At 52.8% G+C, this 26,553-nt stretch carries 25 protein-coding genes; 17 read left to right on the top strand and 8 right to left on the bottom strand.

The genetic code is table 11. The features are described 5' to 3' along the window. The first annotated feature begins 5 nt into the window (after positions 1 to 5). The 4 genes from dprA to MXMO3_RS09525 all read left to right on the top strand — a co-directional run bounded on the left by dprA (position 6) and on the right by MXMO3_RS09525 (position 6,556). Positions 6 to 1,133, top strand: coding sequence for a DNA-processing protein DprA (gene dprA / locus MXMO3_RS09540; protein WP_117395727.1), 1,128 nt, complete (start codon positions 6 to 8; stop codon positions 1,131 to 1,133). 127 nt (positions 1,134 to 1,260) lie between these two features. After that, the gene (gene topA / locus MXMO3_RS09535) at positions 1,261 to 3,804 is read left to right on the top strand and encodes a type I DNA topoisomerase (protein ID WP_117395726.1); all 2,544 of its coding nucleotides are present in this window, start codon (positions 1,261 to 1,263) and stop codon (positions 3,802 to 3,804) included. Between the two features lie 20 nt (positions 3,805 to 3,824). After that, positions 3,825 to 6,143 carry a ribonuclease R gene (gene rnr, locus MXMO3_RS09530; RefSeq protein WP_051213713.1) on the top strand — a complete coding sequence of 773 codons (2,319 nt, stop codon included), beginning with the start codon at positions 3,825 to 3,827 and terminating at the stop codon, positions 6,141 to 6,143. Further along, positions 6,140 to 6,556 (top strand): DUF983 domain-containing protein, encoded by a 417-nt coding sequence (locus MXMO3_RS09525; protein WP_027835163.1) that lies wholly within the window; start codon positions 6,140 to 6,142, stop codon positions 6,554 to 6,556. The genes rnr and MXMO3_RS09525 overlap by 4 nt, the downstream gene beginning before the upstream one ends. On the opposite strand, the gene MXMO3_RS09520 is transcribed toward MXMO3_RS09525, so the two are convergent. Then, entirely contained in the window at positions 6,553 to 7,452 is a 900-nt protein-coding gene (locus MXMO3_RS09520) for a LysR substrate-binding domain-containing protein (RefSeq protein WP_117395725.1), read from the bottom strand. The two genes, MXMO3_RS09525 and MXMO3_RS09520, sit on opposite strands and share 4 nt — an antisense overlap. Before the next feature lie 81 nt (positions 7,453 to 7,533). Between MXMO3_RS09520 and MXMO3_RS09515 the strand changes: the two genes are divergently transcribed. From MXMO3_RS09515 to rpmG, 3 genes are all read left to right on the top strand, one after another. Next, on the top strand, positions 7,534 to 8,784 hold the full coding sequence (locus MXMO3_RS09515; RefSeq protein ID WP_117395724.1) for a GntT/GntP/DsdX family permease: 1,251 nt from the start codon (positions 7,534 to 7,536) through the stop codon (positions 8,782 to 8,784). Between the two features lie 55 nt (positions 8,785 to 8,839). Next, entirely contained in the window at positions 8,840 to 9,367 is a 528-nt protein-coding gene (locus MXMO3_RS09510) for a GNAT family N-acetyltransferase (protein WP_117395723.1), read from the top strand. A 125-nt stretch (positions 9,368 to 9,492) separates the two neighbouring features. Then, the gene (gene rpmG / locus MXMO3_RS09505) at positions 9,493 to 9,660 is read left to right on the top strand and encodes a 50S ribosomal protein L33 (protein WP_027835159.1); all 168 of its coding nucleotides are present in this window, start codon (positions 9,493 to 9,495) and stop codon (positions 9,658 to 9,660) included. Positions 9,661 to 10,009: 349 nt separating this feature from the next. Here the strand turns inward: rpmG and MXMO3_RS09500 are convergent, their stop codons facing one another. Beyond that, a complete protein-coding gene (locus MXMO3_RS09500; RefSeq protein WP_027835158.1) occupies positions 10,010 to 11,380 on the bottom strand; it encodes a PleD family two-component system response regulator in 1,371 nt (456 codons plus the stop codon). Positions 11,381 to 11,423: 43 nt separating this feature from the next. Continuing rightward, entirely contained in the window at positions 11,424 to 11,798 is a 375-nt protein-coding gene (locus tag MXMO3_RS09495) for a response regulator (RefSeq protein ID WP_027835157.1), read from the bottom strand. Between the two features lie 93 nt (positions 11,799 to 11,891). Here MXMO3_RS09495 and MXMO3_RS09490 point away from each other — a divergent pair, with 93 nt between their 5' ends. From MXMO3_RS09490 to MXMO3_RS09460, 7 genes are all read left to right on the top strand, one after another. Next, complete coding sequence (locus MXMO3_RS09490; protein ID WP_051213711.1) at positions 11,892 to 12,164, top strand: DUF3572 family protein; 273 nt, start codon at positions 11,892 to 11,894, stop codon at positions 12,162 to 12,164. Further along, complete coding sequence (locus MXMO3_RS09485) at positions 12,154 to 13,491, top strand: DNA polymerase IV (RefSeq protein WP_117395722.1); 1,338 nt, start codon at positions 12,154 to 12,156, stop codon at positions 13,489 to 13,491. Before MXMO3_RS09490 ends, MXMO3_RS09485 begins: the two co-directional genes overlap by 11 nt. Continuing rightward, the gene (locus tag MXMO3_RS09480) at positions 13,478 to 13,942 is read left to right on the top strand and encodes a RidA family protein (RefSeq protein ID WP_117395721.1); all 465 of its coding nucleotides are present in this window, start codon (positions 13,478 to 13,480) and stop codon (positions 13,940 to 13,942) included. Before MXMO3_RS09485 ends, MXMO3_RS09480 begins: the two co-directional genes overlap by 14 nt. Further along, on the top strand, positions 13,908 to 14,729 hold the full coding sequence (locus MXMO3_RS09475; protein WP_162889208.1) for a glycerophosphodiester phosphodiesterase family protein: 822 nt from the start codon (positions 13,908 to 13,910) through the stop codon (positions 14,727 to 14,729). The genes MXMO3_RS09480 and MXMO3_RS09475 overlap by 35 nt, the downstream gene beginning before the upstream one ends. After that, the gene (locus MXMO3_RS09470; RefSeq protein ID WP_117395719.1) at positions 14,726 to 15,868 is read left to right on the top strand and encodes a GNAT family N-acetyltransferase; all 1,143 of its coding nucleotides are present in this window, start codon (positions 14,726 to 14,728) and stop codon (positions 15,866 to 15,868) included. Before MXMO3_RS09475 ends, MXMO3_RS09470 begins: the two co-directional genes overlap by 4 nt. Before the next feature lie 87 nt (positions 15,869 to 15,955). Next, positions 15,956 to 17,095 carry a sterol desaturase family protein gene (locus MXMO3_RS09465; RefSeq protein ID WP_117395718.1) on the top strand — a complete coding sequence of 380 codons (1,140 nt, stop codon included), beginning with the start codon at positions 15,956 to 15,958 and terminating at the stop codon, positions 17,093 to 17,095. Positions 17,096 to 17,104: 9 nt separating this feature from the next. Further along, the gene (locus MXMO3_RS09460) at positions 17,105 to 17,521 is read left to right on the top strand and encodes an HIT family protein (protein ID WP_425462118.1); all 417 of its coding nucleotides are present in this window, start codon (positions 17,105 to 17,107) and stop codon (positions 17,519 to 17,521) included. Positions 17,522 to 17,576: 55 nt separating this feature from the next. Here MXMO3_RS09460 and clpA read toward each other — a convergent pair whose 3' ends face one another. Next, positions 17,577 to 20,009 (bottom strand): ATP-dependent Clp protease ATP-binding subunit ClpA, encoded by a 2,433-nt coding sequence (clpA, locus tag MXMO3_RS09455; RefSeq protein WP_117395717.1) that lies wholly within the window; start codon positions 20,007 to 20,009, stop codon positions 17,577 to 17,579. A 9-nt stretch (positions 20,010 to 20,018) separates the two neighbouring features. Beyond that, a complete protein-coding gene (gene clpS, locus MXMO3_RS09450) occupies positions 20,019 to 20,342 on the bottom strand; it encodes an ATP-dependent Clp protease adapter ClpS (protein ID WP_027835150.1) in 324 nt (107 codons plus the stop codon). A gap of 339 nt (positions 20,343 to 20,681) precedes the next feature. Between clpS and MXMO3_RS09445 the strand changes: the two genes are divergently transcribed. Together MXMO3_RS09445 and MXMO3_RS09440 are read left to right on the top strand one after the other, a co-directional pair. Next, positions 20,682 to 22,340 (top strand): D-alanyl-D-alanine carboxypeptidase, encoded by a 1,659-nt coding sequence (locus MXMO3_RS09445; RefSeq protein ID WP_162889207.1) that lies wholly within the window; start codon positions 20,682 to 20,684, stop codon positions 22,338 to 22,340. A gap of 38 nt (positions 22,341 to 22,378) precedes the next feature. Beyond that, entirely contained in the window at positions 22,379 to 22,666 is a 288-nt protein-coding gene (locus tag MXMO3_RS09440) for a hypothetical protein (RefSeq protein WP_027835149.1), read from the top strand. A gap of 12 nt (positions 22,667 to 22,678) precedes the next feature. Here the strand turns inward: MXMO3_RS09440 and MXMO3_RS09435 are convergent, their stop codons facing one another. The 3 genes from MXMO3_RS09435 to mgtE all read right to left on the bottom strand — a co-directional run bounded on the left by MXMO3_RS09435 (position 22,679) and on the right by mgtE (position 25,926). Beyond that, complete coding sequence (locus MXMO3_RS09435; RefSeq protein WP_117395715.1) at positions 22,679 to 23,581, bottom strand: division plane positioning ATPase MipZ; 903 nt, start codon at positions 23,579 to 23,581, stop codon at positions 22,679 to 22,681. A gap of 115 nt (positions 23,582 to 23,696) precedes the next feature. Continuing rightward, positions 23,697 to 24,122 (bottom strand): DUF1489 family protein, encoded by a 426-nt coding sequence (locus tag MXMO3_RS09430; protein ID WP_036222516.1) that lies wholly within the window; start codon positions 24,120 to 24,122, stop codon positions 23,697 to 23,699. 385 nt (positions 24,123 to 24,507) lie between these two features. Beyond that, positions 24,508 to 25,926, bottom strand: coding sequence for a magnesium transporter (mgtE, locus tag MXMO3_RS09425; RefSeq protein ID WP_117395714.1), 1,419 nt, complete (start codon positions 25,924 to 25,926; stop codon positions 24,508 to 24,510). Positions 25,927 to 26,207: 281 nt separating this feature from the next. Between mgtE and MXMO3_RS09420 the strand changes: the two genes are divergently transcribed. After that, positions 26,208 to 26,522, top strand: a complete 315-nt coding sequence (locus MXMO3_RS09420; RefSeq protein ID WP_027835145.1) for a BufA1 family periplasmic bufferin-type metallophore — start codon at positions 26,208 to 26,210, stop codon at positions 26,520 to 26,522. The last annotated feature ends 31 nt before the right edge of the window (positions 26,523 to 26,553 follow it).

The following is a 26,553-nucleotide window of genomic DNA, read 5'->3' as shown; positions in this document are numbered from 1 at the left end:
CGCTAATGGACGGCACCGCGCAATCAACAGAAATTGGCGAACAAACGCTTTTTGATTGGCTCCGGCTTATCCGGTCGGACAATGTCGGGCCCGCCATGTTCAGGCGGCTGATCAATCGCTTCGGCTCAGCTGAGAATGCGATAGAGGCGCTGCCCGATCTTATCAAAGGATCAACGGCCAAACGCGCGATCCGACTGGCGCCGCCGGACAAGATCGCACAGGAAATTGAACTCACCCGCAAGTTCAGCGCACAATTCGTCACGCTGATCGACCCTGCCTATCCAGAGCTCCTCAAACATATCAGCGACGCCCCGCCGGTTCTGATTGTCCTGGGCAACAAGGAGTTGCTCAACGTCAAAGCAGTTGCGGTGGTGGGTGCGCGCAATGCCAGCGCGGCAGGCACGAGCGTCACCAAGCAAATTGCGCATCAGCTGGGCGAGGCTGGCTATGTCATCGCCTCCGGGTTGGCCAAAGGCATTGATGCCGCGGCGCACGCGGCGGCGCTCAATACGGGCACAATCGCTGTATTCGCCGGGGGCATTGATCATATCTATCCCGACAGCAATATCGAACTTGCCCGAAATATCCTGCGACACAAAGGGGTGTTGATGACCGAACGCGCCTTTGGCAGCGTACCGCGAGCGCAGGACTTTCCGCGCCGCAACCGCATTGTCTCGGGCATTTCTCTGGGCGTCGTGGTGATTGAAGCCGCCATCCGTTCCGGGTCATTGATCACTGCCCGCATGGCACTTGAGCAAAATCGTGAAGTGATGGCCTTACCTGGCTTCCCGCTCGATCCCCGCGCCGAAGGCGGCAATAAGCTGATCCGCGACGGCGCAACTTTGGTGCGACATGCGGATGATATCTTGCAAGAATTGGAACAAAGCCGCCCACCCAAGCAACAAGGCTTCTTGCAAGAAGATGAGTTCGACACTATCTACACCTCAACGCAACAAGCCCCCAATGCAACCGAACAGGTGCTCAGCGCGTTAAGCCCCACACCAACACCAATCGATGATATTGTGCGCCATACAAAGCTGCCGGTGGCAATCGTCTCAACGATATTGTTGGATTTGGAAATCGCTGGTCGACTTGAACGATCTGCGGGTCAGCTTGTCGCGCTGCGCCCCTAAAAACTGATCCAAACACGCGGCAAAACCGAATATGCAAAGAGGCACTTTACCGTTTGGTCATTGACAATTGGACCAAAGCAAGACCATGTTGCCGCCGATTTGACGTTAGGACCTAAGGACCGATTGAATGAAGCTGGTTATTGTCGAAAGCCCTGCAAAAGCGAAGACCATCAATAAATATTTGGGCAAAGACTATGAAGTTTTGGCTTCATTTGGCCACGTGCGCGATCTGCCATCTAAAGATGGCTCCGTCGACCCCGATGACGATTTTGCCATGAAATGGGAAGTCGACAGCGACAGCAAAAAACGTCTCACTGAAATCACCAAGGCCACAAAGGCCGCCGATGAACTGATTCTCGCAACTGACCCTGACCGCGAAGGTGAAGCCATTTCGTGGCACGTGCTGGAAGTGTTAAAACAGAAAAAAGCGCTGAAAGACAAAAAAGTCAGCCGCGTCGTATTCAACGCCATCACCAAAAAGGCGATCTTGGAGGCGATGGAAAAGCCGCGCGAACTCGACACGCCGCTGGTGGATGCCTATCTGGCCCGCCGCGCGCTCGATTATCTGGTGGGCTTCACCCTGTCGCCCGTGCTGTGGCGCAAACTGCCCGGCTCACGCTCCGCTGGCCGTGTGCAATCCGTGGCGCTGCGCCTTGTTTGTGAACGCGAAGAAGAGATTGAAAAGTTCAAGCCGCAAGAATATTGGAGCGTCACCAGCACGCTCAATCAAGGCGGCAAAGACTTTGATACGCGCCTCTACGCCCTCAACGGCAAGAAGACCGACAAGTTGGAGATCGCGACACAGGAACAGGCCGCGTCGCTGAAAAGCGCCATTGAAGCGGGTAACTTGCAGATCAAGTCGGTTGAGAAAAAGCCAACCAAGCGCAATCCCTATGCGCCGTTCACCACATCAACCATGCAGCAGGACGCATCGAGCCGCTTAGGGTTTTCCCCCTCGCGCACCATGCAAGTGGCTCAACGCCTCTATGAAGCTGGTTTGATCACCTATATGCGGACAGATGGTGTGCAAATCGCCCCTGAAGCGATCAACGCCACCCGTGCGCAGATCGAAAAAGAGTTTGGCGGCAACTACTTGCCCGAAAAGCCGCGGATTTATCAATCCAAAGCCAAAAACGCGCAAGAGGCCCACGAAGCGATCCGGCCAACAGATTTGTCGCGCAATCCTAAAGACACCAAGAACCTCGAAAGCGATCAGGCACGCCTTTATGAATTGGTGTGGAAACGCACCATGGCCAGCCAGATGCGCGCTGCTGAAATTGAACGCACCACCGCCGACATCGATGTGCTTGGCGGCAGCGACCAGATTACGCTCCGTGCTGTTGGGTCTGTGACCACTTTCCCCGGCTTTATGTCGCTCTATGGTGTTTCCACCACCGAAAAAGACGATGAGAACAGCCGCGAATTGCCACCACTGGCCGAAGGGGACAACCCAGCGCTGAAGAAATGCGAAATTGAACAGCATTTCACTCAGCCGCCTGCCCGCTTCAGCGAAGCCAGCTTGATCAAAAAAATGGAAGAGCTGGGCATTGGCCGCCCCTCCACTTACGCCGCGACGCTCGGCGTGTTGCAAGCGCGTGATTATGTGCGGCTGGAAAAGCGCACCTTGATCCCGGAAGACCGGGGCCGATTGGTGACCGCCTTCTTGCAAAGCTTTTTCGAACGCTATGTGGAATATAGCTTTACGGCGAATTTGGAAGAACAGCTCGACCGCATTTCAGCGGGTGAAATCGACTATAAGAAAGTCTTGGTCGATTTTTGGCGCGACTTTTCCGAACATGTCACCGAAATCAAGGATTTGCGCGTATCCGAAGTGCTCGACGCCTTGAACGCCTTGCTCGGCGACCATATCTTCCCGCCAAAGGAAGATGGCAGCGACCCGCGCAAATGCCCAGATTGCGACACCGGCCAATTATCTCTCAAAGTTGGCCGCTATGGCGCCTTTATCGGCTGCTCCAACTATCCAGAGTGTAAACACACCCGCCAATTGGGCGAAAGCGCCACAGGCGAAGCCGGCCAAGCGGATGGCACAGGTGTGGTGGGCCAGCACCCCGAATATGGCGTCGATATTGAATTGAAAAAGGGCCGTTTCGGTCCCTATCTCGAAATGGAAGTTGATGGCGAGAAAAAGCGGTCTGGTTTGCCCAAGGGTTGGACCCCGGACAGCATCGACCTCGACAAAGCCGTGCAACTGATCTCCCTTCCCCGTGACGTTGGCGAACACCCCGAAACGGGCAAAATGATCACCGCAGGGCTTGGCCGCTATGGCCCATTCGTGTTGCACGATGGCACTTATGCCAACTTGTCGGATATTGAAGAAGTGTTCAGCGTAGGCTTGAACCGCGCCGTATCCGTTCTGGCTGAAAAAGCAGCCAAAGGCGGGCGTCGCGGCGCCGCGCAAACATTAAAAGAATTGGGCGATCACCCAGAGGGTGGCCCCATAACCGTAAAAGATGGCCGATATGGCCCTTATGTCAACCATGCGAAAATTAATGCCACCCTGCCCAAGGACACTGACCCACAGTCCGTCACCTTGGAGCAAGCGCTTGAGCTGATTGCAGCAAAAGCGGCCAAGGGCCCGGCAAAGAAAAAACGCAAAGCCCCCGCAAAAAAGAAGGCTCCGGCCAAGAAGAAGGCGGCGGCGAAGTCATAAGAAATAATTGAAGGATTAAAATGGCAGGAAAAGATAAAACGTCACGCCTGAAACAATCACCTGAGGCGCGGCAAAAACCTAATTTCCGCGCCAAACAAAACCGCGATGGCACCATGCCAACGCGCGAAGAGATTGTGGACTATATTGTTCGCTTTCCAAACCATGCCAGCAAGCGCGATTTGGCCAAAGCTTTTGGTATTCGCGGCGATGACCGCATCATCTTCAAAGCACTCCTAAAAGAGATGGAAGAAGATGGCTTGCTGACACGGGACAAGAAAAAATATCACCCCGTAGCGGAATTACCCTCTGTCACCGTGATTGAAATCCCTTTTGATGCGGATAGCGATCACATGATTGGCTACCCCGCCAAGTGGGATGGCGATCAGGAAAGCCGGCCAAAGGTGCTCATTTCTAAGGGCAAAAACGACCGCGCGGTGCCCGCGCCGGGCGATCGGGTGTTGGCGCGTATTGACCGCGACGAAAACAAAGACCCCATTTATACCGCCCGGCCCATGAAAGTGCTGGATAAGCCGAAAAAGGCGCTGATCGGCATTGTTCGGAAAACAGACAAAGGCGCACGCCTCATTCCTGTGGACCGCAAGGGCAAGGAAATGCAAATCCATCAAGGGGATATAGGCGACGCCAAAGAAGGCGACCTGGTGGAAGTCGAGCAATATGTGTCTGGCCGCATGATGGTGCCCCGCGCCCGCGTCACACACATTATTGGCAATCCAAAAAGCGAAAAGGCCATCAGCCTGATCGCGTTGCACAATCAGGATATTCCCTACCGTTTTCCAAATTCAGTGATCGAAGAAGCTGAAGCACAAGAAGCTGCGGGCCTTGAGGGACGCGAAGATTGGCGCCACATTCCCATTGTCACCATTGACCCGGCTGACGCCAAGGACCATGACGACGCGGTTTATGCTGAACTGGATGATGACCCCGCAAATGAAGGCGGCTATCTGATCTATATCGCCATCGCCGACGTGGCCAATTATGTGCGGCCCGAATCTGCCATGGACAAAGAAGCGCTTATTCGTGGCAACTCGGTCTATTTCCCCGACCAGGTGGTACCGATGCTGCCAGAGCGGATTTCCAACAATCTGTGCTCGTTGGTCGAAGGTGAAAACCGCGCGGCCATGGGGCTGGTCATCAAGATTGATAAGGACGGCAACAAGCTCGACCATCATTTCCACCGCGTATTGATGCGCTCAGCCGCAAAACTCAGCTATCAGCAAGCCCAAACCGCGATCGATGGGCATCCAGACGACAAGACGGAGCCTTTGCTGGAGCCAATCCTCAAGCCACTATTCGCGGCCTATGCCGCGCTTGAAAAAGCGCAAAAACAACGCTCACCACTGGCCCTCGATTTGCCAGAGCGACGCATTCGGCTGAATGAAGAGGGGTTGGTGGAAGATGTGTTTGTGCCAGAACGGCTGACAGCTCACCGCCTGATCGAAGAAATGATGATTCAGGCCAATGTGGCCGCGGCGGAAACGCTGGAAGCGAAGAAATCGCCCCTGCTCTACCGCGTGCACGATGCGCCGTCGCAACAAAAAATGATCGGCTTGAAAGAATCGCTGGCCAGTTTGGACATCAATCTTTCGATTGGCGAAAACGTCAAACCGATGCATTTCAACAAGGTATTGGCGCAAGCCGCGAACACCGATAACCCGCACATGGTCAACGAGCTGGTGCTGCGTTCACAAGCGCAAGCGGAATATACCAACGAGAATTATGGCCATTTCGGGCTGAATCTGCGCCGCTATGCGCACTTCACCTCGCCGATTCGCCGCTATGCTGATCTGATCGTGCACCGCGCACTCATTTCTGCGCTTAAACTGGGCGATGATGGCCTCAAGCCCGGCGCAGAAAGCAAGCTGGCCGGGATTGGTGAGCAAATATCGATGACGGAACGCCGCGCCATGATGGCCGAGCGTGAGACCAGTGATCGCCTGCTGGCCTATTTCCTCGCAGACCAAATCGGCGCCCGATTCAATGGGCGCATTGCTGGCGTTATCGGGGCGGGACTATTTGTCCGATTGGATAAAACCGGCGCAGATGGTTTTATACCAGCTTCGACGCTTGGCACCGACTATTTCGTTCATGATGAGTCGCAACAAGCACTGATAGGGGAACGCACAGGAGAACGCTTCCGCATTGGTGATCAGGTTGAGGTTCGGCTTATGGAAGCCGTGCCGTTGGCTGGTTCTTTGCGCTTTGAAATGCTTTCAAAGGGCGAAAAAACCAAACCGATTGGCCGTGGACGTTCAAAACGTTCCTTTGGGACAAAATCCAAAGGGTTTGCCCGTAAACGTGGCAAACGGAGTGCAAAATGAGTTTAGAGATGACCACCGGCGCAAAGCCGAAACGATCGATTTGGTCAGCCATGAAAAATGGCATGGCCTGCAAATGCCCAAAATGCGGCGAAGGCAAGCTGTTTCGTGCCTATTTGAAGGTGAACGACACATGCCCCAAATGTGGTGAGGAATTGTATCACCACCGGGCAGACGACGCCCCACCCTATATCACCATGGCGATTGTGGGCCATATTATTGTCGGTGCAATTCTGCACATCGATATGGCCTATGAGTGGGACCCCATGATGTATTTGTATATCTTCGTGCCGATGGCCCTGTTCTCATCATTGGCCATGCTCCCCTCCATCAAAGGCGCGGTAGTTGCCATCCAATGGGCAACTTATCTACATGGGTTTGACCCGGAGCACACCGAAGAAATCGACGGCCGCTAATTGCCAGCTAGCTTGTCGAATGAATTAACCACCCAGCGCTTCACCTCTTGAAGCGCTGGCGTGGGCACCTTTTCTGCCGGATAGACAAACCAATAATCATAGCTGGCCGGAATTCTCATCTCGTAGGGTGCAACCAGACGTCCCGCGGCCAAATCGTCCGCCACCAAAACCGAACGCCCCAACGCAACGCCCTGCCCTGAAAGCGCAGCCTGCAGCACGGCATTATCATCTTCCATGCGCGGCAACCGGCTTGGCACCTCAACAGAAATGTGTGCGGCGCGAAACCAGGCCGACCAATCATCCAAGATATCCGTATGCAGCAAAGTGGCGCCCGCTAAATCCTTCGGCACACAAAGACTGTTCCGCGTGGCATATTCAGGCGTACACACTGGAAAAACCTCCTCTTTTGCCAGCAGGGTCGCGTTGAGAAACGGCCAATCGCCTCGCCCATAGCGGATGGCCGCATCAATATGCTCTGCCCGAAAATCAACCAAGTGCCGCCCCACACTGATCCGCAAATCAATATCACCATGATGACGCACAAAGTCGCCCAGCCGGGGGGAAAACCATTTTGCCGCAACTGACGGCAGCATGGACAAGGTGACAATATGCTCAGTGGGCGTCCGAATCTTCGCCAAAGATGTCGCAATCTGCTGAAAGCCTTGTCCAACACCTGCGGCCAGCTCGCGCCCCTTTGGCGTAAGCGACAGGTTTGGCCCTGACCGCGCAAAGAGCTGCACATCCAACCTCGCTTCAAGGTCTGCGATTTGTCGGCTTACGGCGCTTTGGGTAATGCCAAGTTCCGCCCCTGCTGCGGTAAAACTGCCCAATCGCGCGGCAACGTCAAATATCTCAAGCGCGCGCACCGCAATGGGGCCAGAATGAATTCTACTCATGCAAAGACGCTCTTTTTCTCATTATTACAGTTGGCATTCCTAATCTAGCATAAGCCTAGCACATCATGTGAAAGGCCCAAAATGTCAGAATCAAGCACACATCAAGTCACCGCGCCGCCTCAAACAAGGCAAACCATGCGACCATGGGCCTATCTGCAGCAAATCCCCTTCGTGTTTTGGATGGTGGGCGCAACGTTGGCACTCGCGCTGATGTCCAATCTGAGCGCGGCGGAAACCATTGGCAGCTTTAACGCTGGATTTGGACGGGCGCTCGGCGAATTCACATTGATCCTCTTGCCTGCTTTCACGCTGGCCACCGTCATCGCAAAACTGGATCAAACCCCTTCCACCCGAACCATCGCCACAATGATGGGACTGGCCCCTGTTTCCGGCGCTGGTATGGTGTGTCCTGACACAGCCTATGCCGCGCTGGCACCTGCAGCGCAAACAAACACGACACACAAACTGTCCATTGCCTTCGGCGCTTATGCCGGCTTCAAATTGCTTTTCCCCGCTGGCCCGCTATTGGTTGCAACAGCTTTAGGCGCGCAAAACGACCCCAAAATCATTTGGGTGGGCGCCTTATTGCTGCTGCCGGTTTGGCTTGGGGGTCTGTTATGGGCGCGCGTGATGGCACCGCGCACCTTGGAAGCAACCAGCAACACTAAAGAAGCCATACCGTTCCCGACAGACCAAAAATCGAAATTTAATTGGCGCACAAATCTCGGTCCGTTTGTGATTTTGGTGAGCCTCATTGCCATCGGCTTCTTTGTTGATTTTTCCAGCTTGCCACTCTTGGATCTGCTGACCCAACCCAAAGGCGCTCTGATTGCCGCAGCATTATTTGCTTTGGCGCAGCTCCCCGCCAATGAATGGCGCCCCTGCCTGGAACAAGCCAGCCGCCGCACCGCCGGGCTTATTTTGCTGATCGGCAGCGCCAGTGCCTTCGGTGCTGTGCTGACGGAGCAGTTGGACCTGAGCAACATCGCCACCATCGCGCAAAGCCAATGGCTGTTGTTTTACCTCTTTGGCCTCACCATGCTGTTTAAACTGATCCAGGGCTCCAGCTTGGCCACCTTCGCCGCCATCACCCCAGTTGCCGCCCCTATTATCGCTGGCGCCGACATCTCCCCCGTCATCGCAACATTTGCGATCTGTCTCGGTTCATTTATCGCCATCATGCCGAATGACAGCTTCTATTGGCTCGTCAGGCGCGATGCCTTGGCGCATTTGACCACAGAGCGCCAAGCCATCTTGTTGCTCTCTGGTGGCGCTATAGTGCAGGCGCTGATAGGTTTACTCTTGCTGTGGATATTGAGTGCATGGATATAACACACCACGCTCGATATGCTGGGGCTATGTAATGTCGCTAATCGATGGACCTGACATGAGTGACCACAACCTTACATTTCGCGTTCCGACCAAGGCAGATGCGGAGCAAATCACCCAAATCCACGAAATGGGTTTAGGCACAGGCCACGCCTCGTTTCGTGAAGTGGCCATGGTCTGGAGTGAATTTGAAAACAACTACCTAACCGACCGCAGCGTGGCGGGCGTCATCTGCTCCCCCGAAGACGTGTTGGGTTGGGCCACAATTGTGCAAAGCTCCGCTCGCCCTGTTTATGCGGGCGTGGGTGAAATATCGATCTACCTCGATCGCGCGGCCCAGGGGCGCGGCATTGGCAAAAGGCTAATGCGGGACATCATTGATGCCGCAGAGGCAAAGGGCTACTGGACGCTTTTTGGCCATATCTTTCCCGAAAACACGGCCAGCATAGCGCTGCATGATAAAATGGGCTTCGATGTTATTGGACGACGCCGGGCAATCGGCAAGATGACCTATGGCCCGATGGCGGGAAAATGGCGCGATGTGCTGCTCATGGAGCGACGGAGCACGCGCATTGGCGTGGACTAAGCCGACCGGCACAAATATTTGTGCTTTGAACTTGACATTTGGTTGGAAATGCATAGGTTGCCGCCAACGGAATGATGACAGATCGCCGCGCACCATTGCGTGGCCTTTTATTTGGGAATGTAGGCATGGCCAAGTCCAACACTGTAAAAATCAAGCTGGTTTCAACAGCTGACACGGGCTACTTTTACGTAGCCAAAAAGAATTCACGCACGATGACCGAAAAATTGACTTTGAAAAAGTACGATCCGGTTGCGCGTAAGCATGTTGATTTCAAGGAATCAAAAATCAAGTAAATTGATTTGAAATGCTGAAATTAAAAAACCCGCCTTTTGAGGCGGGTTTTTTGTTGGGCGATCCAGCTCGGCCAGAAGAGGCCACTCTTAAACCGAGCCGGAACTGCCCCCTCGCAGGATCTCAGGAAGTTGCGGCGGACCTGAGCAAATTATCTGCGAGGCAAGCCATCCAATGAAGAATGGCGCCCTTTGCAAATACGATGGCACACCGACTTTTCCAAGCAAATTTTACAATTTTGGAATATAAACGATAGATTAACTTAAAGACTTAACCTTAACACCCCGAATTAAGGTTAAGTCTTTGGGATAACGCATAAAATTTAAATCAAATGCGTTGCATTCTTATCCCTTACGCAGCGTCATAGGCTGTGCGATTGCGGCCTTCCCGCTTCGCGCGATAAAGCGAGATGTCCGCACGCTTCATCAGACTTTCGGGGGTATCATGCTCGGCCTCATAGATCGACAAGCCAATGCTCACCGTAATCGACAACGGCGCTACAATCTCAGATTCGAACACTTCATTGCTTATGGACTTGCGCACGCGCTCCGCCACCATCTCCGCTTGATGCAAATCCGTATCCGGCATCATCACGACAAATTCTTCGCCGCCATAACGGGACGCCAAGTCCACGCCTCGGATACTGCGCTGCAAGCGCAATGCAAATTCCTTCAACACCGCATCGCCTACGGCGTGGCCGTGCGTATCATTCACCGCTTTGAAATAGTCGATGTCCAGCATCATCAGCGAAAGATTGCGCTCATGTTCCTTCGACTTCTCAAGCTGCACCGCCAAATGACGATCAAAATAGCGGCGATTATAAAGACCGGTCAGCTCGTCAATAACCGCCATGGCGACGGTTGAAGATAAGTTTTTGCGCAATTCAGCCGCATAACGATGGCGCCGAATTTGTGTCCGCACCCGTGCCGACAATTCGTTGCGCTCAACCGGACGAAGAATGAAATCATTCACCCCAAGCTCAAGCCCGCGCACAACGCGTGGCTTATCCGGCGCGTCGGCCAACAGAATAATCGGCATGTTTCGCGTTTTCTCGAGCGTGCGAATTTGCGAACAAACACGCAAAGGATCAACATCAGGCAAAGACATCGATACAATCACCAACTCAAACTCGTGCTCAGCCAGCACCATTGGCGTATCTTCGGGACGTGTAAGGATCATCACATCATGTTCGCGATCCAGAATATCCTGCAACCGCTCTGCGGCGCGAATATCGCTCTCGATCAACAATAGCTTGCCGCCTGTCGCATCAATGCGCTGGGTCATGCCCACAATGTCTTCAATGGCGATTGACTGCCCTGTCAGGGCACGTGAATGCAATTCGTCGGTCAAATTCTTCAGCCGCGACAAGCTTTTCACCCGCGCCATAAGCTGCACATCATCAACCGGCTTGGTCAGAAAATCATCGGCGCCAGCTTCCAGGCCCTTCACGCGGTCTGAGGGCTGATCAAGCGCTGTCACCATCACAATGGGGATATGCTGAGTTTTCGGATTAGATTTCAGCCGTCGGCAGGTTTCAAACCCGTCCATTTCAGGCATCATCACATCAAGCAACACAATATCAACCTGCCCCTGATCGCAGATATCAATCGCCTCGCGGCCACTGGTCGCTTCCAGAACATCAAAATACTCAGCAGTTAAGCGTGCGGCCAACAGTTTGATGTTTGTTGGAATGTCGTCAACTACCAATACTCGCGCGGTCATAATACTCGTCCCGTACTCAAAAACTCACAAAGGCCAACACGACTTATTTGCCCGGCCCAATAAATCCTTCGATCGTTTGCAAAAAGTGCGGCAATGAAATCGGCTTGGAGATATATCCCTCGCAGCCGCCTTCCAAAATGCGCTCTTCGTCGCCCTTCATCGCAAACGCAGTCACCGCAATCACCGGAATCGAGCGCAAAGCTTCGTCTTCCTTGATCCACTTGGTGACCACAAGGCCCGACACTTCCGGTAATTGAATATCCATCAGGATCAGGTCCGGGTGATGTGCCTTCGCCAAATCAAGCGCTTCCATCCCATTTCGGGTTTGGATTGTGCGATATCCCCGTGACTCCAATAAATCGTTGAAAAGCTTCATATTCAGCTCATTGTCTTCAACGATCATCACCGTCTTTGCCATAAAGTCCCCAAATCTTTGCGAAACGCTTTTGCCCTTCCATTACAAAAGCGTATAACAAGAAAACCTTACGAAAGACGTAATGAAAGACGCGCCATGATTGAAAGCACGCCCGAAAAAATCCAGTTTATCGCCGATGCGTGTTTAAACCATCTCATTGCAGAACCTGAGCTTTTAGGCCAGTTCATGACCGAAACCGGCACCTCACCGGACGAAATGCGCGGCGGCGACCCGGAGAGCTTGGCCTCGGGCCTCTTGGAGTTCTTTGCGCAAAATGAATCGGCGCTTTTGTCCATGTGCGCAAACGCACGGCTGACCCCGGAAGAGGTCATGCGGGCCTATTACACGCTGAACGGTCATGACAGATAAAGCCATCCCCACCATATGCCGCGATTGCGGGCATTTAGAGCATGAGCGCGCCCTCACCCGCTGCCCAAAATGTAAATCCGTGCGCCTGACGCGCCACAGTGAACTGCTCAGCCTCGACATTGCCCATGTGGATTGCGACAGTTTTTACGCGGCGGTGGAAAAACGGGATAATCCCGATCTGCTAGACAAGCCAGTGATCGTGGGCGGACGTGAGCGCGGCGTGGTTTCGACCTGTTGCTACATTGCCCGCATGAGCGGCGTTCGTTCCGCCATGCCGATTTTTCAGGCGAAACGCCTTTGCCCAAATGCAGTATTCATCCCACCAAACATGGCGAAATATGTTGAGGTCAGCAAGCAGATCAAAGCCAAATTCCTGGATTTGACCCCCTTGGTTGAATCCCTCAGTATCGACGAGGCCTTTCTCGACCTCTCTGGCACCCAATTGCTGCATAAAGCGACGCCAGTTGAAATCCTGGTCCGCCTGGCAAACGAAATCGAACGTGATATTGGCGTGACAATCTCCATTGGCCTATCGCACAACAAGTTTTTGGCCAAAATCGCCTCTGAACTGGATAAACCGCGCGGCCTTGCTTTGATTGGCAAGCAAGAAACCAGAGACTTTCTGGCCAAGCAACGCGTCACTGTGATTTATGGCATTGGCAAAAAGTTCGGCCAGAAACTGGAAAATGATGGCATCACCCACATTGGACAGTTACAAGAAATGGGCCTAAAGGAATTGGCGGGTCGATATGGCGAAATCGGCGCGCGCCTGTTCTACCTTTCTCAAGGCGAAGACAAGCGCAAAATCAAATCCAGCCGCGGCGCCAAATCAGTCTCAAATGAAACAACTTTCTTCAAAGATATCACAGACTTTGACGAGCTTTCTAATGTACTGCTAAAACTTAGTGAGAAGGTATCGGCGCGGCTCAAAAAAAGCACCCTTGCGGGCGATACGGTGACGCTTAAACTTAAAACGGCGGGCTTTGCCACCCGCACCCGATCACGCCAATTGATTGAACCAACGCAATTGGCCCATGTCATATTTGAAACAGGCATGGCCTTGCTGAAAAAAGAGGTTGGCATGACCGCCTTTCGCCTGTTGGGCATTGGTGTCTCCGGTCTCTCCGCGCCAATATCGGCGGAAGATCCGCACGATCTTTTGGACCCCAATGTGGCCCGCAAAGCCAAAGCCGAGCGCGCGATGGACAATATCCGCGCCAAATTCGGCGATGATGCCCTATTGCGTGGGCGTATGATGCGCGCCAAATATGAGAAAGAACAACGCAAAAAAGATTCGCAAAAGGATAATCCCAATGAGCGCAATTGAATCCAAACTTCAAGACCTGGGCCACACTCTGCCCACTCCTAAAGCGCCACTGGCCAGCTATTTGCCGTTCAAACGCAGCGGCAATATTCTATATATTTCGGGCCAACTGCCAATGAATGAGGGCGGCTTGACCACCGGCAAGCTGGGTGATGAAATAGACGTGGAACAAGGCCAAGCCGCCGCAGAAATCTGCGCACTCAACATTCTGGGTCAAATCAAATCCGCCGCCAATGTGCCACTTGAAGACATTGTGCAGTTTGTAAAACTATCGATCTATGTGGCCAGCACGCCCGATTTTACCGATCAGCATCTTGTGGCAAACGGCGCCTCAAACCTGATTGGTGAAGTGTTCGGCGAAAAGGGCCGCCATGCACGCGCAGCCGTTGGTGTGCCTTCATTGCCACTGGGAGCAGCCGTTGAAATCGAAGCAATCGTCGAAATCGCACCATAGTCAGATGCTCAAACAAATCTTTGCGCACCCGATTGCCCATCGCGGGTTGCATCAGGTTGCGCATGGCATTGCTGAAAATTCAAAAGCGGCGTTTATCGCCGCCATCGTCAACCGCTTTGGCATCGAATGTGACATTCAGTTAACGGGCGATGATCAAGCAATTGTTTTTCATGATGAAAAACTCGACCGCCTCACCCCACAGTCAGGCATGGTGGCTGACATCAGCGCTGGTCAGGCATCACATATTCCGCTGAAAGAAAGCGCGGATCACGACCACATACTCTCGTTCCAGCAATTGCTGGCGCTGGTGGATGGCCGCGTGCCCCTTATCATTGAACTAAAAAGCCAAGAGGCCCGCAATGCGCAACTGGCCAATGCCGTCCACCATGCCGCCAAAGACTATATGGGCGTGCTATGTTTTAAAAGCTTTGACCCTGATCTGATCAGGCAACTCAATCGTTTAAAAGACAAGTGGCCAAAGGGGATTGTCGTGGAACGGGAGACACCAGAAGGAAAGTCGGCGGCAACAGGGTTTGCCCTGCGCCATTTGCTGCACCTGCCGCTCACGCGACCCGACTTTTTGTCCTGCGATGTCGACAGCTTGGATTTACCCGCGGTGCGCCTTTATCGCGCCACAGGTCGACAAGTGATGAGCTGGACCATCAATTCCAAAGCACGGCTCGAAAAAGCCAAAGCCGAGGCCGATCAAGTGGTTTTTGAAGATATTGATCCAACAACCGGATCACCCCTGCCCGACCAGCGAGTGAAGGAGCTGGTATCCAATTGAGCCAAATTGTGTTGAAAACAAATGCGAGCATCCAAGAGATTGGCGCCGCCCGCTGGCAAGCGCTGGCAGGCAACGATAATCCGTTCAATTCATTTGCTTTTCTGCACGCACTCGAACAAAGCGGCTGTGTTGCAGCCCATACAGGTTGGCAGCCCCAACATCTGAGCGTGGAAACGGAAACAGGCGAGCTACTCGGCGTCGTACCCGCCTATTTGAAGGGCCACTCCCAAGGGGAATATGTGTTTGACCACGCCTGGGCCGATGCGTTTCAACGCGCTGGCGGCAAATATTATCCCAAGCTGCAAATCTCCATCCCTTTCACCCCGGCAACGGCTCCCAAATTGCTGACCAAACAAGACGCGCCAAGCAGCACCAAATCCTTATTGATCGACGGGCTTGAGCGGGCATGCCAGCAGCTCAATCTATCGTCCGCACACGCGACTTTTTTGCCGCCAGAAGATTTGGAGCTATTCACAGAACACCAATGGCTGGAGCGCCATGATCGGCAATATCATTGGCGCAACCAGAACTATCAGTCTTTCGATGACTTCTTGGCCCAATTGGCGTCGCGCAAGCGCAAAGCGATCCGCAAAGAACGGCGCACCGTGCATGATCACGGCCTGAAAATCGAATGGCTAAGTGGCAAAGACATCCAAGAACATCATTGGGACAGCTTTTTCGCGTTTTACATGGATACGGGCAGCCGCAAATGGGGCCAACCCTATCTAAACAGGGATTTTTTCTCGCTGATTGGCGAAAGTATGGGCGACAAAATCGTGCTGATGCTGGCCCATGATGGCACTGACTATGTCGCGGGCACCCTCAACCTTGTCGGCCGGGACACCCTGTTTGGTCGCTATTGGGGCTGCAACCAGCACATTCCCAATCTGCATTTCGAACTATGCTACTACCAAGCCATTGATTATGCGATTGAAAAAAAATTGCAAACGGTTGAGGCTGGCGCACAGGGCGAGCATAAAATTGCGCGCGGTTACGAGCCGATCACCACACGTTCGGCGCACTTTATTCCCCATGATGGCTTCCGCGAAGCGGTGAAAGACTATCTGGACGAAGAGCGCCGCCATATTGCCCTCGACCAAGAGCTGTTGAAAGGCTACACCCCATTTAAGAAAGAGTGAGTCTTTTCCGGGGCTTGTGCTATAACGTAAGTTCGCCACAATCATGTGACATCTGACATTTTTGTGACATTCAGGTCGGGGCACAAAATGAACTTTATTTATTTTCTCACGCTCGCTCTCCAAGCGGCTCTGGTTTTTGCATTATCGACTTTTTTGTTCGATATGGTGCATTATTTGCTGCACCGCTGGCAGCACTCAAGATTTGCCCTCTTGCGCGAGTTTTCTCGCTGGCATGACGTGCACCACAAATTTCTCGACGCTGAGATCAACGTTCACCCCAATTGGGCCAAAGCAAATCTTTGGTGCCATTTGGTGCCTGAATTTATCGTTTCAATCCTCGGCACATTGCTGCTGGTAGTATTTTTCGACTGGATCGCCGTCGCCCTCGTGATTCTGGTTCATACGGGCCTGTTTGTTTTGCGCGTGCGCGATGAGGGTAAAGACGTAAACCACATGAACATGGATCGCCTCAATGGCCGTCGTGGTCATGTGTTCGTGACCCCCACCTATCATGCCCTGCACCATGTTTATCCCAATCAATTCTTTTCATCATTTTTAAGCCTGTTCGATGTGATTTTCGGCACCAATTGCCAAATCAAGGGCCAGCGCTTCTTGGTGACCGGGGCTTCCGGCGCTTATGGCCAAGCCCTCACGGCGCGGCTGAAAAAGCTGGGCGCTATTGTGGATACTGCCAAATTCGGCGAGGACTATGAAATCGACAAATATGATGGTCTCAGCGAAAAAATGCGAAAGGCCGATATTTTGGTGCTGGCCCATGGTTCAAAGTCAGACGATTGCTGGACCGCCAATTACACAAGCTTCGTAGACCTGATCGAAAAATTCCGCGTCATCGGCAAAGACCGCCTCACCCCACCGGAGATTTGGGCCGTTGGCTCTGAGATTGAATTACATGGGGATATGGGCATTGAATCGCTCAAGCCCTACGCGACCTCAAAGCAGGCATTTGCTGCGCGGGCGCGGGAGTTTTACACCAGCCCTGATTTGACCTATCGTCACATCGTGCCGGCCGCCTTCACCTCGCGCATGGGCAAAGGCCTCATGTCAGCCGACGTGGCCGCGGCCCTATCCCTATTCTTTATCCGCCGTGGCTTCACTTATGTGCCGGTGACATACACCACCCTTGCGGTGTGGAACTACATCCGTTTCCGGTTTATACCTTGGCCAAAATCCGTGCGCAAAGCACCTATATTCAACAAGAGTGCCTAGGACCTGACAATGAGCTACGATCCCGACAATATTTTCACCAAGATCATCGCTGGCGACATCCCAAGCCACAAAGTCTATGAAGACGATGTGTGCATTTCCATCATGGATATTATGCCCGAAGCGCCTGGCCATGTGCTGGTGGTGCCCAAAAAAGGCACCCGCAATTTGCTGGATGCAGATCCGGAAATGCTGGCTGAAGTCATCAAGCGCGTGCAAAAAATTGGCAAAGCGGTGAAACAAGCGATGGACGCTGATGGGATTTTATTGCGCCAATCCAGTGAGGAAAGCGCCGGCCAAACTGTTTATCATTTGCATTTCCACCTGATCCCCTGCCACGACAATGTTAAGCGCAAGGATCATGTGAGCGGCACCACCGCCAATGACGAACTGGCCGCCAATTGCGAAAAAATCAAAGCGGCGCTCTAGATTAAAAAATTATACAGACAAATGAAAAGGCCGGGCAAATTGCCCGGCCTTTATTTTATTCGCTGTCTTGCGTGGACTTAGGCCCACGTTTGTTCGCCTTCGGCACGCGCGTACCTGATGGCTTTTTCCGCGGCGTGCTCGACTTGGCAGTCGACTTCTTCGCCGCAGTTTTGCGCGGGGCTTTCTTGCCCGACTTTGGCCCCGTGATCGCCTTTGGCCGTGCAGGCTGTGGCGGCAAGAAGGTCAGCTTAAGCGTATCCTCTTTCTTATCCACGCCCACTTGCACCGTGCCACCATTCTGCAACTTGCCGAACAACACTTCATCCGCCAATGGTTTCTTGATGTGTTCTTGGATCACGCGTCCCAAGGGCCGCGCGCCCATCAGCTCATCATAGCCGCGTGTGGCAATCCACTTATTGGCTTCCGGTGTCAATTCGATGGTTACGCCGCGTTCGCCCAATTGCGCTTCAAGCTGAAGCACAAACTTGTCGACCACCAACGACACAACATCTGTCTGCAATGGTGCAAACGAGATTGTGGCATCCAGCCGGTTGCGGAATTCCGGGGTGAACAAACGCTTGAGCGCTTCTTCATCGTCGCCCGTCCGCCGCTCTTGAGTGAAGCCCATCGGTGCTTTCGACATTTCAGACGCGCCAGCGTTGGACGTCATGATCAAAATCACATTGCGGAAATTGACTTGCTTGCCGTTATGATCGGTCAATTGGCCATGATCCATCACCTGCAACAAAATGTTGAACAGGTCTGGGTGGGCTTTCTCAATCTCGTCAAGCAACACAACACAATGAGGGTTTTGGTCAACGCCATCGGTGAGCAACCCACCTTGGTCAAAGCCAACATATCCCGGAGGTGCACCGATCAAACGTGAAACCGTATGCCGCTCCATATATTCGGACATGTCAAAGCGCAGCAATTCAAGCCCGAGCGTATCCGCCAATTGCTTGGCTACCTCGGTCTTGCCCACGCCTGTTGGCCCGGTGAACAAATAAGAACCAATCGGTTTTTCAGGCTCACGCAACCCGGCCCGCGCCAGTTTAATGGCAGAGGACAAAGCCGTGATCGCAGCATTTTGACCAAAAACAACACGTTGAAGATTGTCTTCAAGATTAGACAAAACTTCCGCATCAGATTTAGACACTGATTTCGGTGGAATCCGTGCCATCGTCGCGATGGTGGCTTCTACATCTTCCGTGTCGATGATGGTCTTGCGGTCAGCCAATGGCTTCAACCGTTGCGCCGCGCCGCTTTCGTCAATCACATCGATGGCCTTATCCGGCAATTTCCGATCATTAATATAACGGGCAGAGAGCTCCACCGCTGACTTGATGGCGTCGCCAGTATATTCCACCTCGTGATATTTCTCGAAATAAGGCTTCAGCCCTTTCATAATATCGATGGCTTCTGAAACCGTAGGCTCCACCACATCAATTTTTTGGAACCGCCGCACAAGCGCGCGGTCTTTCTCAAAGAACTGGCGGAACTCTTTATAGGTGGTCGACCCGATACAGCGCACCGCGCCTGAGGCCAAAGCCGGTTTCAAAAGGTTCGACGCATCCAATGCGCCGCCCGATGTCGCCCCGGCACCAATGATGGTGTGAATTTCGTCAATAAACAAAACCGAGTTTTCTTCCGCTTCCAGCGCTTTCATCACGGCTTTCAGGCGCTCTTCGAAGTCACCGCGATAGCGTGTACCCGCCAACAAGGCACCCATATCGAGCGCATAAATCGTGGCATCGTTCAGCACCTCTGGCACTTCTTTATCGACAATGCGCTTCGCCAAACCTTCGGCAATCGCTGTTTTACCAACGCCCGGATCGCCCACATAGATCGGGTTATTTTTCGAGCGACGGCACAAAACCTGAATGGTCCGATCAAGCTCTGATTTCCGGCCAATCAACACGTCGATTTTGCCGTCCTCAGCTTTCTTGTTCAAATTGACACAGAACTCGTCCAAGGGCGATGAGCCGGTTTGTCCAGCCGCTGCTTCCTCTTCCGTTTCTGCGCCGCGCACGGGCCGCGTTTCGGTGATGCCGGCTTTGCTGATGCCGTGCGAAATGTAGTTCACGGCATCGAGCCGGGTCATATCTTGCTGCTCAAGGAAATAGGCCGCATGGCTCTCGCGCTCAGCAAAAATTGCCACCAGCACATTGGCCCCGGTCACTTCGTCTCGACCAGACGATTGCACGTGGATCACAGCGCGCTGAACCACCCGCTGGAACGCAGCAGTTGGTGTGGGGTCTAAATCCGTATCGGTGATCAAGCCGTTTAGTTCTTCATCCAGAAAATCTTCCAGATCACGCCGCAAGATTTCACGATCGACATCACAAGCATCCAAAACCGCAATGGCATCCGTGTCGTCGATCAATGATAACAACAAATGCTCCAAAGTCGCCATTTCGTGTGTGCGATCACGCGCAAAAGTCATTGCGTTGTGCAAAGCACGTTCTAGTCCGCGGGAAAATGAGGGCATAGATGCCTCCTATTGCTTTTCCATTACACATTGTAATGGATGCTGGTGTTTACGCGCCGCGTCCATGACGCGTGTTACCTTAGTTTCAGCCACTTCGTATGGAAAAACGCCACACTCCCCCACACCATTATTATGCACATGCATCGTAATGGTCACCGCTTCTTCTTCGCTTTTGTGAAAAACCTGTTGCAGCACAGCAATCACAAACTCCATCGGCGTATAATCATCATTGAGCAAAAGCACGCGATAAAGACTGGGGCGCTGGGTTTTGGTGCGTGTTTTTGTTGCCACGCCAATCCCGGCATCCTCGTCGTCTTCATCCTTCTTTGCCATGGCAAATACCTTTGCTGAGCCAAGGCCCAATTTTGGCATCTGTACATTGGTCATATTCAAGTGCTTCTCCGTTTCAGTCTGTCGGTGTTCAACACAAATCACCGACCCCCTATTATGTAGACAATTTTGTCACGATGTTAAGGGCAAAACGCGTCAAATCCGTGATCAGTTTAGTCTCATTTTTGTGAACACAACACGGCGGAAAATTTTTCTTTCAAATTTTTCGACAATTTTACTCATTCGTAAGGGTGCCAAATCTATATTCGGATCTTGAGTTGAGTTTGTAAGTTTCGCGTACGGCTCCCCTATTGCAAGGGGCCGAATGAGTTGGAGTACAGAGTGGTTTACCAGTCTGATCAGCACCTGTCAGTTTCGACCTTAAAGCGCCTCCTATTCGTGGTGGCGCTTTTTGCTGTTTTATTGTTTTCCGTCGTCGATGGTCAAAGCGCCAATCTGCGTAAATATGCGGGAATAGTTGTGGACGCCAAAACGGGCCAAACACTCTATTCCCATGGCGCAGATTCAAAACGCTACCCGGCGTCCGTGGCCAAGGTGATGACGCTTTATATTGTTTTTGAAGAGCTGGAGGCAGGCCGCCTGACCCTCGATTCAAAGCTGAAAGTGTCTAAGTACGCCGCAAGCGCTGTCCCATCTAAACTCTATTTGAAGCCTGGCACGTCTATCACTGTTTCAGACGCCATCAAAGCGCTGGTGACAAAATCAGCAAATGACGTGGCACGCGTTGTCGCAGAAAACATTTCTGGCTCTGTACCGAAATTTGCCGACCGCATGACCAAAACTGCGCGGGCGCTTGGTATGTCACGCACCACCTATAAAAATCCGTCGGGCTTGCCCGATTCACGTCAGGTGACCACTGTGCGCGACCAGGCACGCTTGGGGATGGCTATTTTCCAGCACTATCCGCAGCATTTCCATTATTTCAAAACCTCTTCGTTCCGCTATCGCGGCAACACTTATGGCAACCATAACCGCCTGCTGCGCTCGGTTAAGGGCGTGGATGGCATCAAAACAGGTTACATCAATGCCGCTGGCTTTAACCTGTTGACCTCAGCGCGCGTGAATAACCGTCACGTGATCGTGGCCGCGTTTGGCTTCAACTCAGGCGGTTCACGCAATGCCAAAGTTGCCGAATTGATCAAGAAATATATGCCAAAGGCCCGTCGCGGCGATTATTGGCGTCAAGCCAGCATCCCGCGCCCAACTGGCGCAGGCGGCGTGATCCGTATGGCTTCAAACCCAGTGTCGCTGGCAATTAAAGGCACACCACCCGCACGGCCAGCCTCTTTGGGCGGCGGCGACGTTCTGACACCGCCAGCGGTTATGGCTTTGGCCGACACAGCAACACCGCAACCCGTGCCAACACCACCGGCGCTGACAACGCCGCAAGCACAAGCGGTGCAAGTGGCCAGCATTGAACCTGTTGCGCCTGCCGTGCCCGCACCCGCGCCGCCAAATCGCCCCATCGATTTGTTGATGGGCGACAGCACAAAACCACTAGGCGTGATCAAAGTGGCCGCACCTATTGAACTGCGTGCGCCACAAGGCAGCGCCCCAGCGCCCCAACCTGTGAACACACCACAGCGCAAGTCGCTATCGTCGCTAACACCTTTAGATTTGTTCGGCAATTTGATCCAAGGTGGTCCGTCAACACAACAGCCCGTGAGCCTTGTGCCACCCGCATCCGTTGGCACGGACATCACCAGCGCCATTCCGGACACAAAAACAGCTCAACTTGATCGCTGGACCCTACAATTGGGCGCAGCACACAGCGCAGAAGAAGCGAATGAAATACTCGCCAGCGCCACAAAAGAAGTGGACGATCTCAAAGATCTAAGGTCCGCCGTTCAGCCCATCAAAACAAATGGCCAAGCCTATTTCCGGGCAAGAGTCATGGGCTTCACCAACGAAACAGAGGCGATTCAAACTTGTCAGGCACTCAAGGATAAAAACATCAAGTGCTTGGCACTGCCGGGGTAAAAGAAACACCGCATGAGTAAGTTGTATGGAGTAACTCAATGCAAAATGATGACAGCTTGAAGAATTTGGCAGCGTTTTCGCCAAAATCGCCACTGGCCTCTGATGATTATAAGCTGCGCCGCGCCACCCTTTTGGGGCTCGCACAGCAAATGGTCGACAAAAGCGCGCGCAAATCCGTAGGTGATTTGCTCAACTCCGTGCTGGCTTTGTCCAGCCGTACGCGTCGTATCCTGAAGCCTACAGTTTCAATTGAATTGGATGTGTATTCGCCAAGCGGCAATCGCGCCATTCAGTGGGACTATCAAGCACCTAATCACGACGAATAGGGCACCGCGGACCTAAGGGCCGGCAATATGCTCAAAAACGGGCTGTTCCATCACGCGTTTTTGCCATTCGGCCCGCCGCGCCTGCCGCTCCTCCAGCCGTTCACGAACGGGCAGATTGAGCGCATCAACCAGATGGCGATATTCTTGCCGGGCGCTGAATTGCGCCACACCGCCGCCGGGCAACAGATCATCACCTAATGCATCAAACACCGTTAAACCGGACGCAAACAGCGACCGGAAGGCCACACGCTCGGCGATGCCATCGGCCATGCGGCAGCCCAAACGACGTGCAATATGCTCGATTGCCATTTGGACATTGCGCATGTTACGCGACGCCAATGTGGCAATTCGATTGCGCACAATGACCCAATCGATGGTTCGTCCATCAATCGCCAAACGTTCTTTGCGGGCTTGCTGCACCAACCGTGCATAATGATTGATCTTGCGGATTTCCAACGATACCGGATTGATATCGGCCAAAACGTCCAAATCAATCAAACTATCATTTACAGGCGTGACCAACGTGTCTGCCAAAGCATGGCTGAGGCGGGTCAAATGGGTATCAAACCCAGGTGTGTCCACAATCAGAAAGTCAACACGCCCCTCCACTTCACCTACGGCTTGCCGAAACAGTGCAAACTCGATGCGCTCGCGTTCGGCCTTGCTGTCATTTTTGGCATTTGGCAGATGGTAATGTGTTGAATGCGGGATCGTCAGCCCATGGACACGCGCCCAGTTGCGACGATTCTTGACGTAGTGGGTAAGGGTTTGCTGCCGACTGTCCGTATCGATGGTGGCGACTTTATAGCCCTGATAAAGCAGATAAACAGCCAAATGAAAGGCGGTCGTGGTCTTGCCAGATCCCCCCTTTTCATTCCCCAACACAATAACATGTGCGCCAGAGCGTTCGGCCATAAACGAGTCACCTCTTCCCATTACGAAGACAAGAGTGCGTCAGAACAAAAAATGGCGCAAGCCACCAGTTTTGTTAATTCTATTTTTACCTTAACACAGAAGGTAAACCAATGTGTTAAAGCAGGCCTAGGGCATCCAGCTCCGCAGCCAACTCTGGCGGCAGATCATCATCCTGGCCCTGCGATATGTCCTTTGGCGCATCCTCTGGCTTAAGATAGCGCCAGCCCTGAAACGGCCGCTTGGGGCGCGGCACGGTGCGGATAATCTCGGGTGCCATCAAAATATCACAACAGGATTTGCCTTCGTGATCCGTGGCGTCAACCAAATCCACCAACTTTTGCCGGGCCAATATTTTACCGCCCATGACCCAATAGAGCGATCCACCGTCCAACAGCTCTTCGCGCCGCTTTGGGGTCATCCGCGTACGGTGCCGATTCAAGCCATCCTGTCGTGCTTGGCCGCTGTCACGTAAAAACGCTCGACGCGCAACAAGCTCATCGACTGTTTTAATACCGACACATAGTTTGATTAAATGAATCATAGACACCAACTTGCCGTGACAGATCGGCAATTTCAATGCGAAACCGCCTCAAATCAGGGCGAGTGACTTGGTACAGCACAAAAATAAGGGTGCGCTGAGTAAGCGCACCCTATGAAATCTTTTTTTGCCAGCAATCAATTACGCACTGACTAGAACGGATACGAGGAACCCGACGGATAAAAGACTTACAAACGTCCAGCTCGCGGCTCGCCAACATACTGCCTTAGAATGGCTACGCATGTCGCCTCCTATTGTTGTTAATCCCCACTCGCCAGTATTTAACTCGCGAGAGGCCTAAGAGTTAACGAGATATGAACAAACTAGCAAGTGCAAAATGCACATGGCTTCCCTGCGCGGCAGTCATAGTGGATAAGTCTGGGATAACTTAAAACAGATTGAACGCGTGCGCCGCGATATAAAGAAACGCCATAAAGCCCACCACATCCGTGACCGTGGTCACAAATGCACTGGAGGCAATAGCTGGATCGATCTTGAGCTTATCCAAGGTAAGCGGGATCATAATCCCCGAAATACCGGCGGCAATCATATTGATCACCATGGCCGCACCAATCACCAAACCAAGCAATGGGTTTGCAAACCATATGGCTGCCACCACACCAATCACCAACGCAAATACCACGCCATTAACCACACCCACCAAAAACTCACGGGTGATCAACCGCCGCACATTGTAGCTGTCCAATTCGCGGGTCGACAGCGCGCGCACGGCAACCGTCATGGTTTGTGTGCCAGCATTGCCCCCCATTGACGCCACAATGGGCATCAACACCGCCAGCGCCACCATTTGCTGGATCGTCGCATCAAACATGCCAATAACCAAAGACGCCATGATGGCGGTCACAAGGTTCACACCGAGCCACGTGAGGCGCGAACGCACCGCATTCCACACATTGCCAGAGATCTCTTCATTACCAACACCAGCAAGGCGCTTAATGTCTTCCCCAGCCTCTTCTTGGATCACGTCGACAATGTCATCAACCGTCAACACGCCCACCAAACGGCGCGTCTCATCAACAACCGCCACTTCAACCAAGTCATAACGCTCAAACATGCGCGCAGCTTCTTCCTGGTCTTCTTCGGCTTCCACCTCAATGATGGTCGAATTCATAATGTCTTTAATCACAGCGGGGCGTTTGGCCCGCAACATCCGATCCAGCGCCAAGGTGCCCAACAGGTTGTAGCTGGGGTCCACCACATAGATCTGATGGAAATCGTCCGGCAAATCGTCGGCTTCCCGCATATAGTCGATGGTTTGCCCCACCGTCCAAAAGGGTGGAATGGCGATAAACTCGGTCTGCATGCGCCGACCGGCAGTTTCTTCGGGGAAGTCCAGTGACCGCTTCAGCGCCAGCCGTTCGAATGTTGGCAAGGCCGCCAAGATTTCTTCGCGGTCGCCGCCTTCAATATCCTCCAAGATATAAACCGCGTCATCGCTGTCCAATTCTTGAACACCGCGGGCAATATCATTGTTCGGCAGCAAGTCCATCAACTCAAGCCGCACCGAGTCGTCAATCTCTGTCAGGGCAGAATAGTCGAACAGTTCACCCAAAAGATTGATCAGCTCAAACCGATCAGCCGGCGAAATCGCCTCAAGCACGTCACCTACATCAGATGCGTGCAGCGGCGACATATACCGCGCGACCTCATTGCCATCTTGAATGGCAATCAAATCAACGAGTTGATCAATCCAATCGCGATTTAGCCGATCATCATCGTCGCGCAATGGCGGGATCGCATCCAATTCAGCATCGTCGGCCCAATGTTCTTCACCTACATTCGACATATATGCTCCCTTGGATGTGTGTTGCGATAGGCTTCATCTGTTACATAATTCGCAGCCAAATGGCCACTCAATTATGGCAAAATGCAGCACGATCACGCCGCAAATACAAAGAAAAGAAAGAGAAAATACGTTTCTCGCACCAAGCGCTCACATCACACTCACACCAAAGTGATAAAAATCACCACAAGCGTTATTTTCCTTTTTTCGTTGGGTCGGACACAAATGGACCAGCAGATAATCTGCGCAACAATTTGTTTATTAAAATCTCATTGGAGGAAAACATGTCTAAAGCCAAAACAGCCACAGGTCTCGTTGTCGCCAGCGCCGTCGCAGCAGCAGTAGCTTCAACCGCATCTGTTGCACCAGCACACGCTGAAGGCGACATGGAAAAGTGTTTCGGTGTTTCCGTTGCAGGCAAAAATGACTGTGCCGCAGGCCCAGGTACATCTTGCGCTGGCACATCAAAAGTAGACTACCAAGGCAATGCGTGGACACTGGTTCCTGCTGGCCTTTGTGAAAATGATGAGTTCTGGGCAAAAGTACTCCCAGGCGATCGCACAGGTTCTTTGGAAGCCCTTGAACGCGACATGTCATAGTCGAAGGGTCTACTCTTCCATTCTCGCGCGG

Source organism: Maritalea myrionectae, assembly GCF_003433515.1.
Classification (GTDB): domain Bacteria; phylum Pseudomonadota; class Alphaproteobacteria; order Rhizobiales; family Devosiaceae; genus Maritalea; species Maritalea myrionectae.
Note: the sequence above shows the minus strand (reverse complement) of the source record. Positions and strands in the feature narration are given on the sequence as shown.

What these genes read in the sequence shown, in the direction of transcription:
- rnr (WP_051213713.1), top strand. Translation starts at nt 3,825, where the DNA reads ATGGCAGGAAAAGATAAAACGTCACGCCTGAAACAATCACCTGAGGCG.
- clpA (WP_117395717.1), bottom strand. Translation starts at nt 20,009, where the DNA reads ATGCCCTCATTTTCCCGCGGACTAGAACGTGCTTTGCACAACGCAATG.
- MXMO3_RS09500 (WP_027835158.1), bottom strand. Translation starts at nt 11,380, where the DNA reads ATGACCGCGCGAGTATTGGTAGTTGACGACATTCCAACAAACATCAAA.
- MXMO3_RS09495 (WP_027835157.1), bottom strand. Translation starts at nt 11,798, where the DNA reads ATGGCAAAGACGGTGATGATCGTTGAAGACAATGAGCTGAATATGAAG.
- MXMO3_RS09485 (WP_117395722.1), top strand. Translation starts at nt 12,154, where the DNA reads ATGACAGATAAAGCCATCCCCACCATATGCCGCGATTGCGGGCATTTA.
- rpmG (WP_027835159.1), top strand. Translation starts at nt 9,493, where the DNA reads ATGGCCAAGTCCAACACTGTAAAAATCAAGCTGGTTTCAACAGCTGAC.
- MXMO3_RS09460 (WP_425462118.1), top strand. Translation starts at nt 17,105, where the DNA reads ATGAGCTACGATCCCGACAATATTTTCACCAAGATCATCGCTGGCGAC.
- MXMO3_RS09480 (WP_117395721.1), top strand. Translation starts at nt 13,478, where the DNA reads ATGAGCGCAATTGAATCCAAACTTCAAGACCTGGGCCACACTCTGCCC.
- MXMO3_RS09490 (WP_051213711.1), top strand. Translation starts at nt 11,892, where the DNA reads ATGATTGAAAGCACGCCCGAAAAAATCCAGTTTATCGCCGATGCGTGT.
- MXMO3_RS09465 (WP_117395718.1), top strand. Translation starts at nt 15,956, where the DNA reads ATGAACTTTATTTATTTTCTCACGCTCGCTCTCCAAGCGGCTCTGGTT.
- MXMO3_RS09515 (WP_117395724.1), top strand. Translation starts at nt 7,534, where the DNA reads ATGTCAGAATCAAGCACACATCAAGTCACCGCGCCGCCTCAAACAAGG.
- MXMO3_RS09525 (WP_027835163.1), top strand. Translation starts at nt 6,140, where the DNA reads ATGAGTTTAGAGATGACCACCGGCGCAAAGCCGAAACGATCGATTTGG.
- mgtE (WP_117395714.1), bottom strand. Translation starts at nt 25,926, where the DNA reads ATGTCGAATGTAGGTGAAGAACATTGGGCCGACGATGCTGAATTGGAT.
- MXMO3_RS09435 (WP_117395715.1), bottom strand. Translation starts at nt 23,581, where the DNA reads ATGGCCGAACGCTCTGGCGCACATGTTATTGTGTTGGGGAATGAAAAG.
- MXMO3_RS09420 (WP_027835145.1), top strand. Translation starts at nt 26,208, where the DNA reads ATGTCTAAAGCCAAAACAGCCACAGGTCTCGTTGTCGCCAGCGCCGTC.
- MXMO3_RS09510 (WP_117395723.1), top strand. Translation starts at nt 8,840, where the DNA reads ATGAGTGACCACAACCTTACATTTCGCGTTCCGACCAAGGCAGATGCG.
- clpS (WP_027835150.1), bottom strand. Translation starts at nt 20,342, where the DNA reads ATGGCAAAGAAGGATGAAGACGACGAGGATGCCGGGATTGGCGTGGCA.
- MXMO3_RS09440 (WP_027835149.1), top strand. Translation starts at nt 22,379, where the DNA reads ATGCAAAATGATGACAGCTTGAAGAATTTGGCAGCGTTTTCGCCAAAA.
- topA (WP_117395726.1), top strand. Translation starts at nt 1,261, where the DNA reads ATGAAGCTGGTTATTGTCGAAAGCCCTGCAAAAGCGAAGACCATCAAT.
- MXMO3_RS09430 (WP_036222516.1), bottom strand. Translation starts at nt 24,122, where the DNA reads ATGATTCATTTAATCAAACTATGTGTCGGTATTAAAACAGTCGATGAG.
- dprA (WP_117395727.1), top strand. Translation starts at nt 6, where the DNA reads ATGGACGGCACCGCGCAATCAACAGAAATTGGCGAACAAACGCTTTTT.
- MXMO3_RS09520 (WP_117395725.1), bottom strand. Translation starts at nt 7,452, where the DNA reads ATGAGTAGAATTCATTCTGGCCCCATTGCGGTGCGCGCGCTTGAGATA.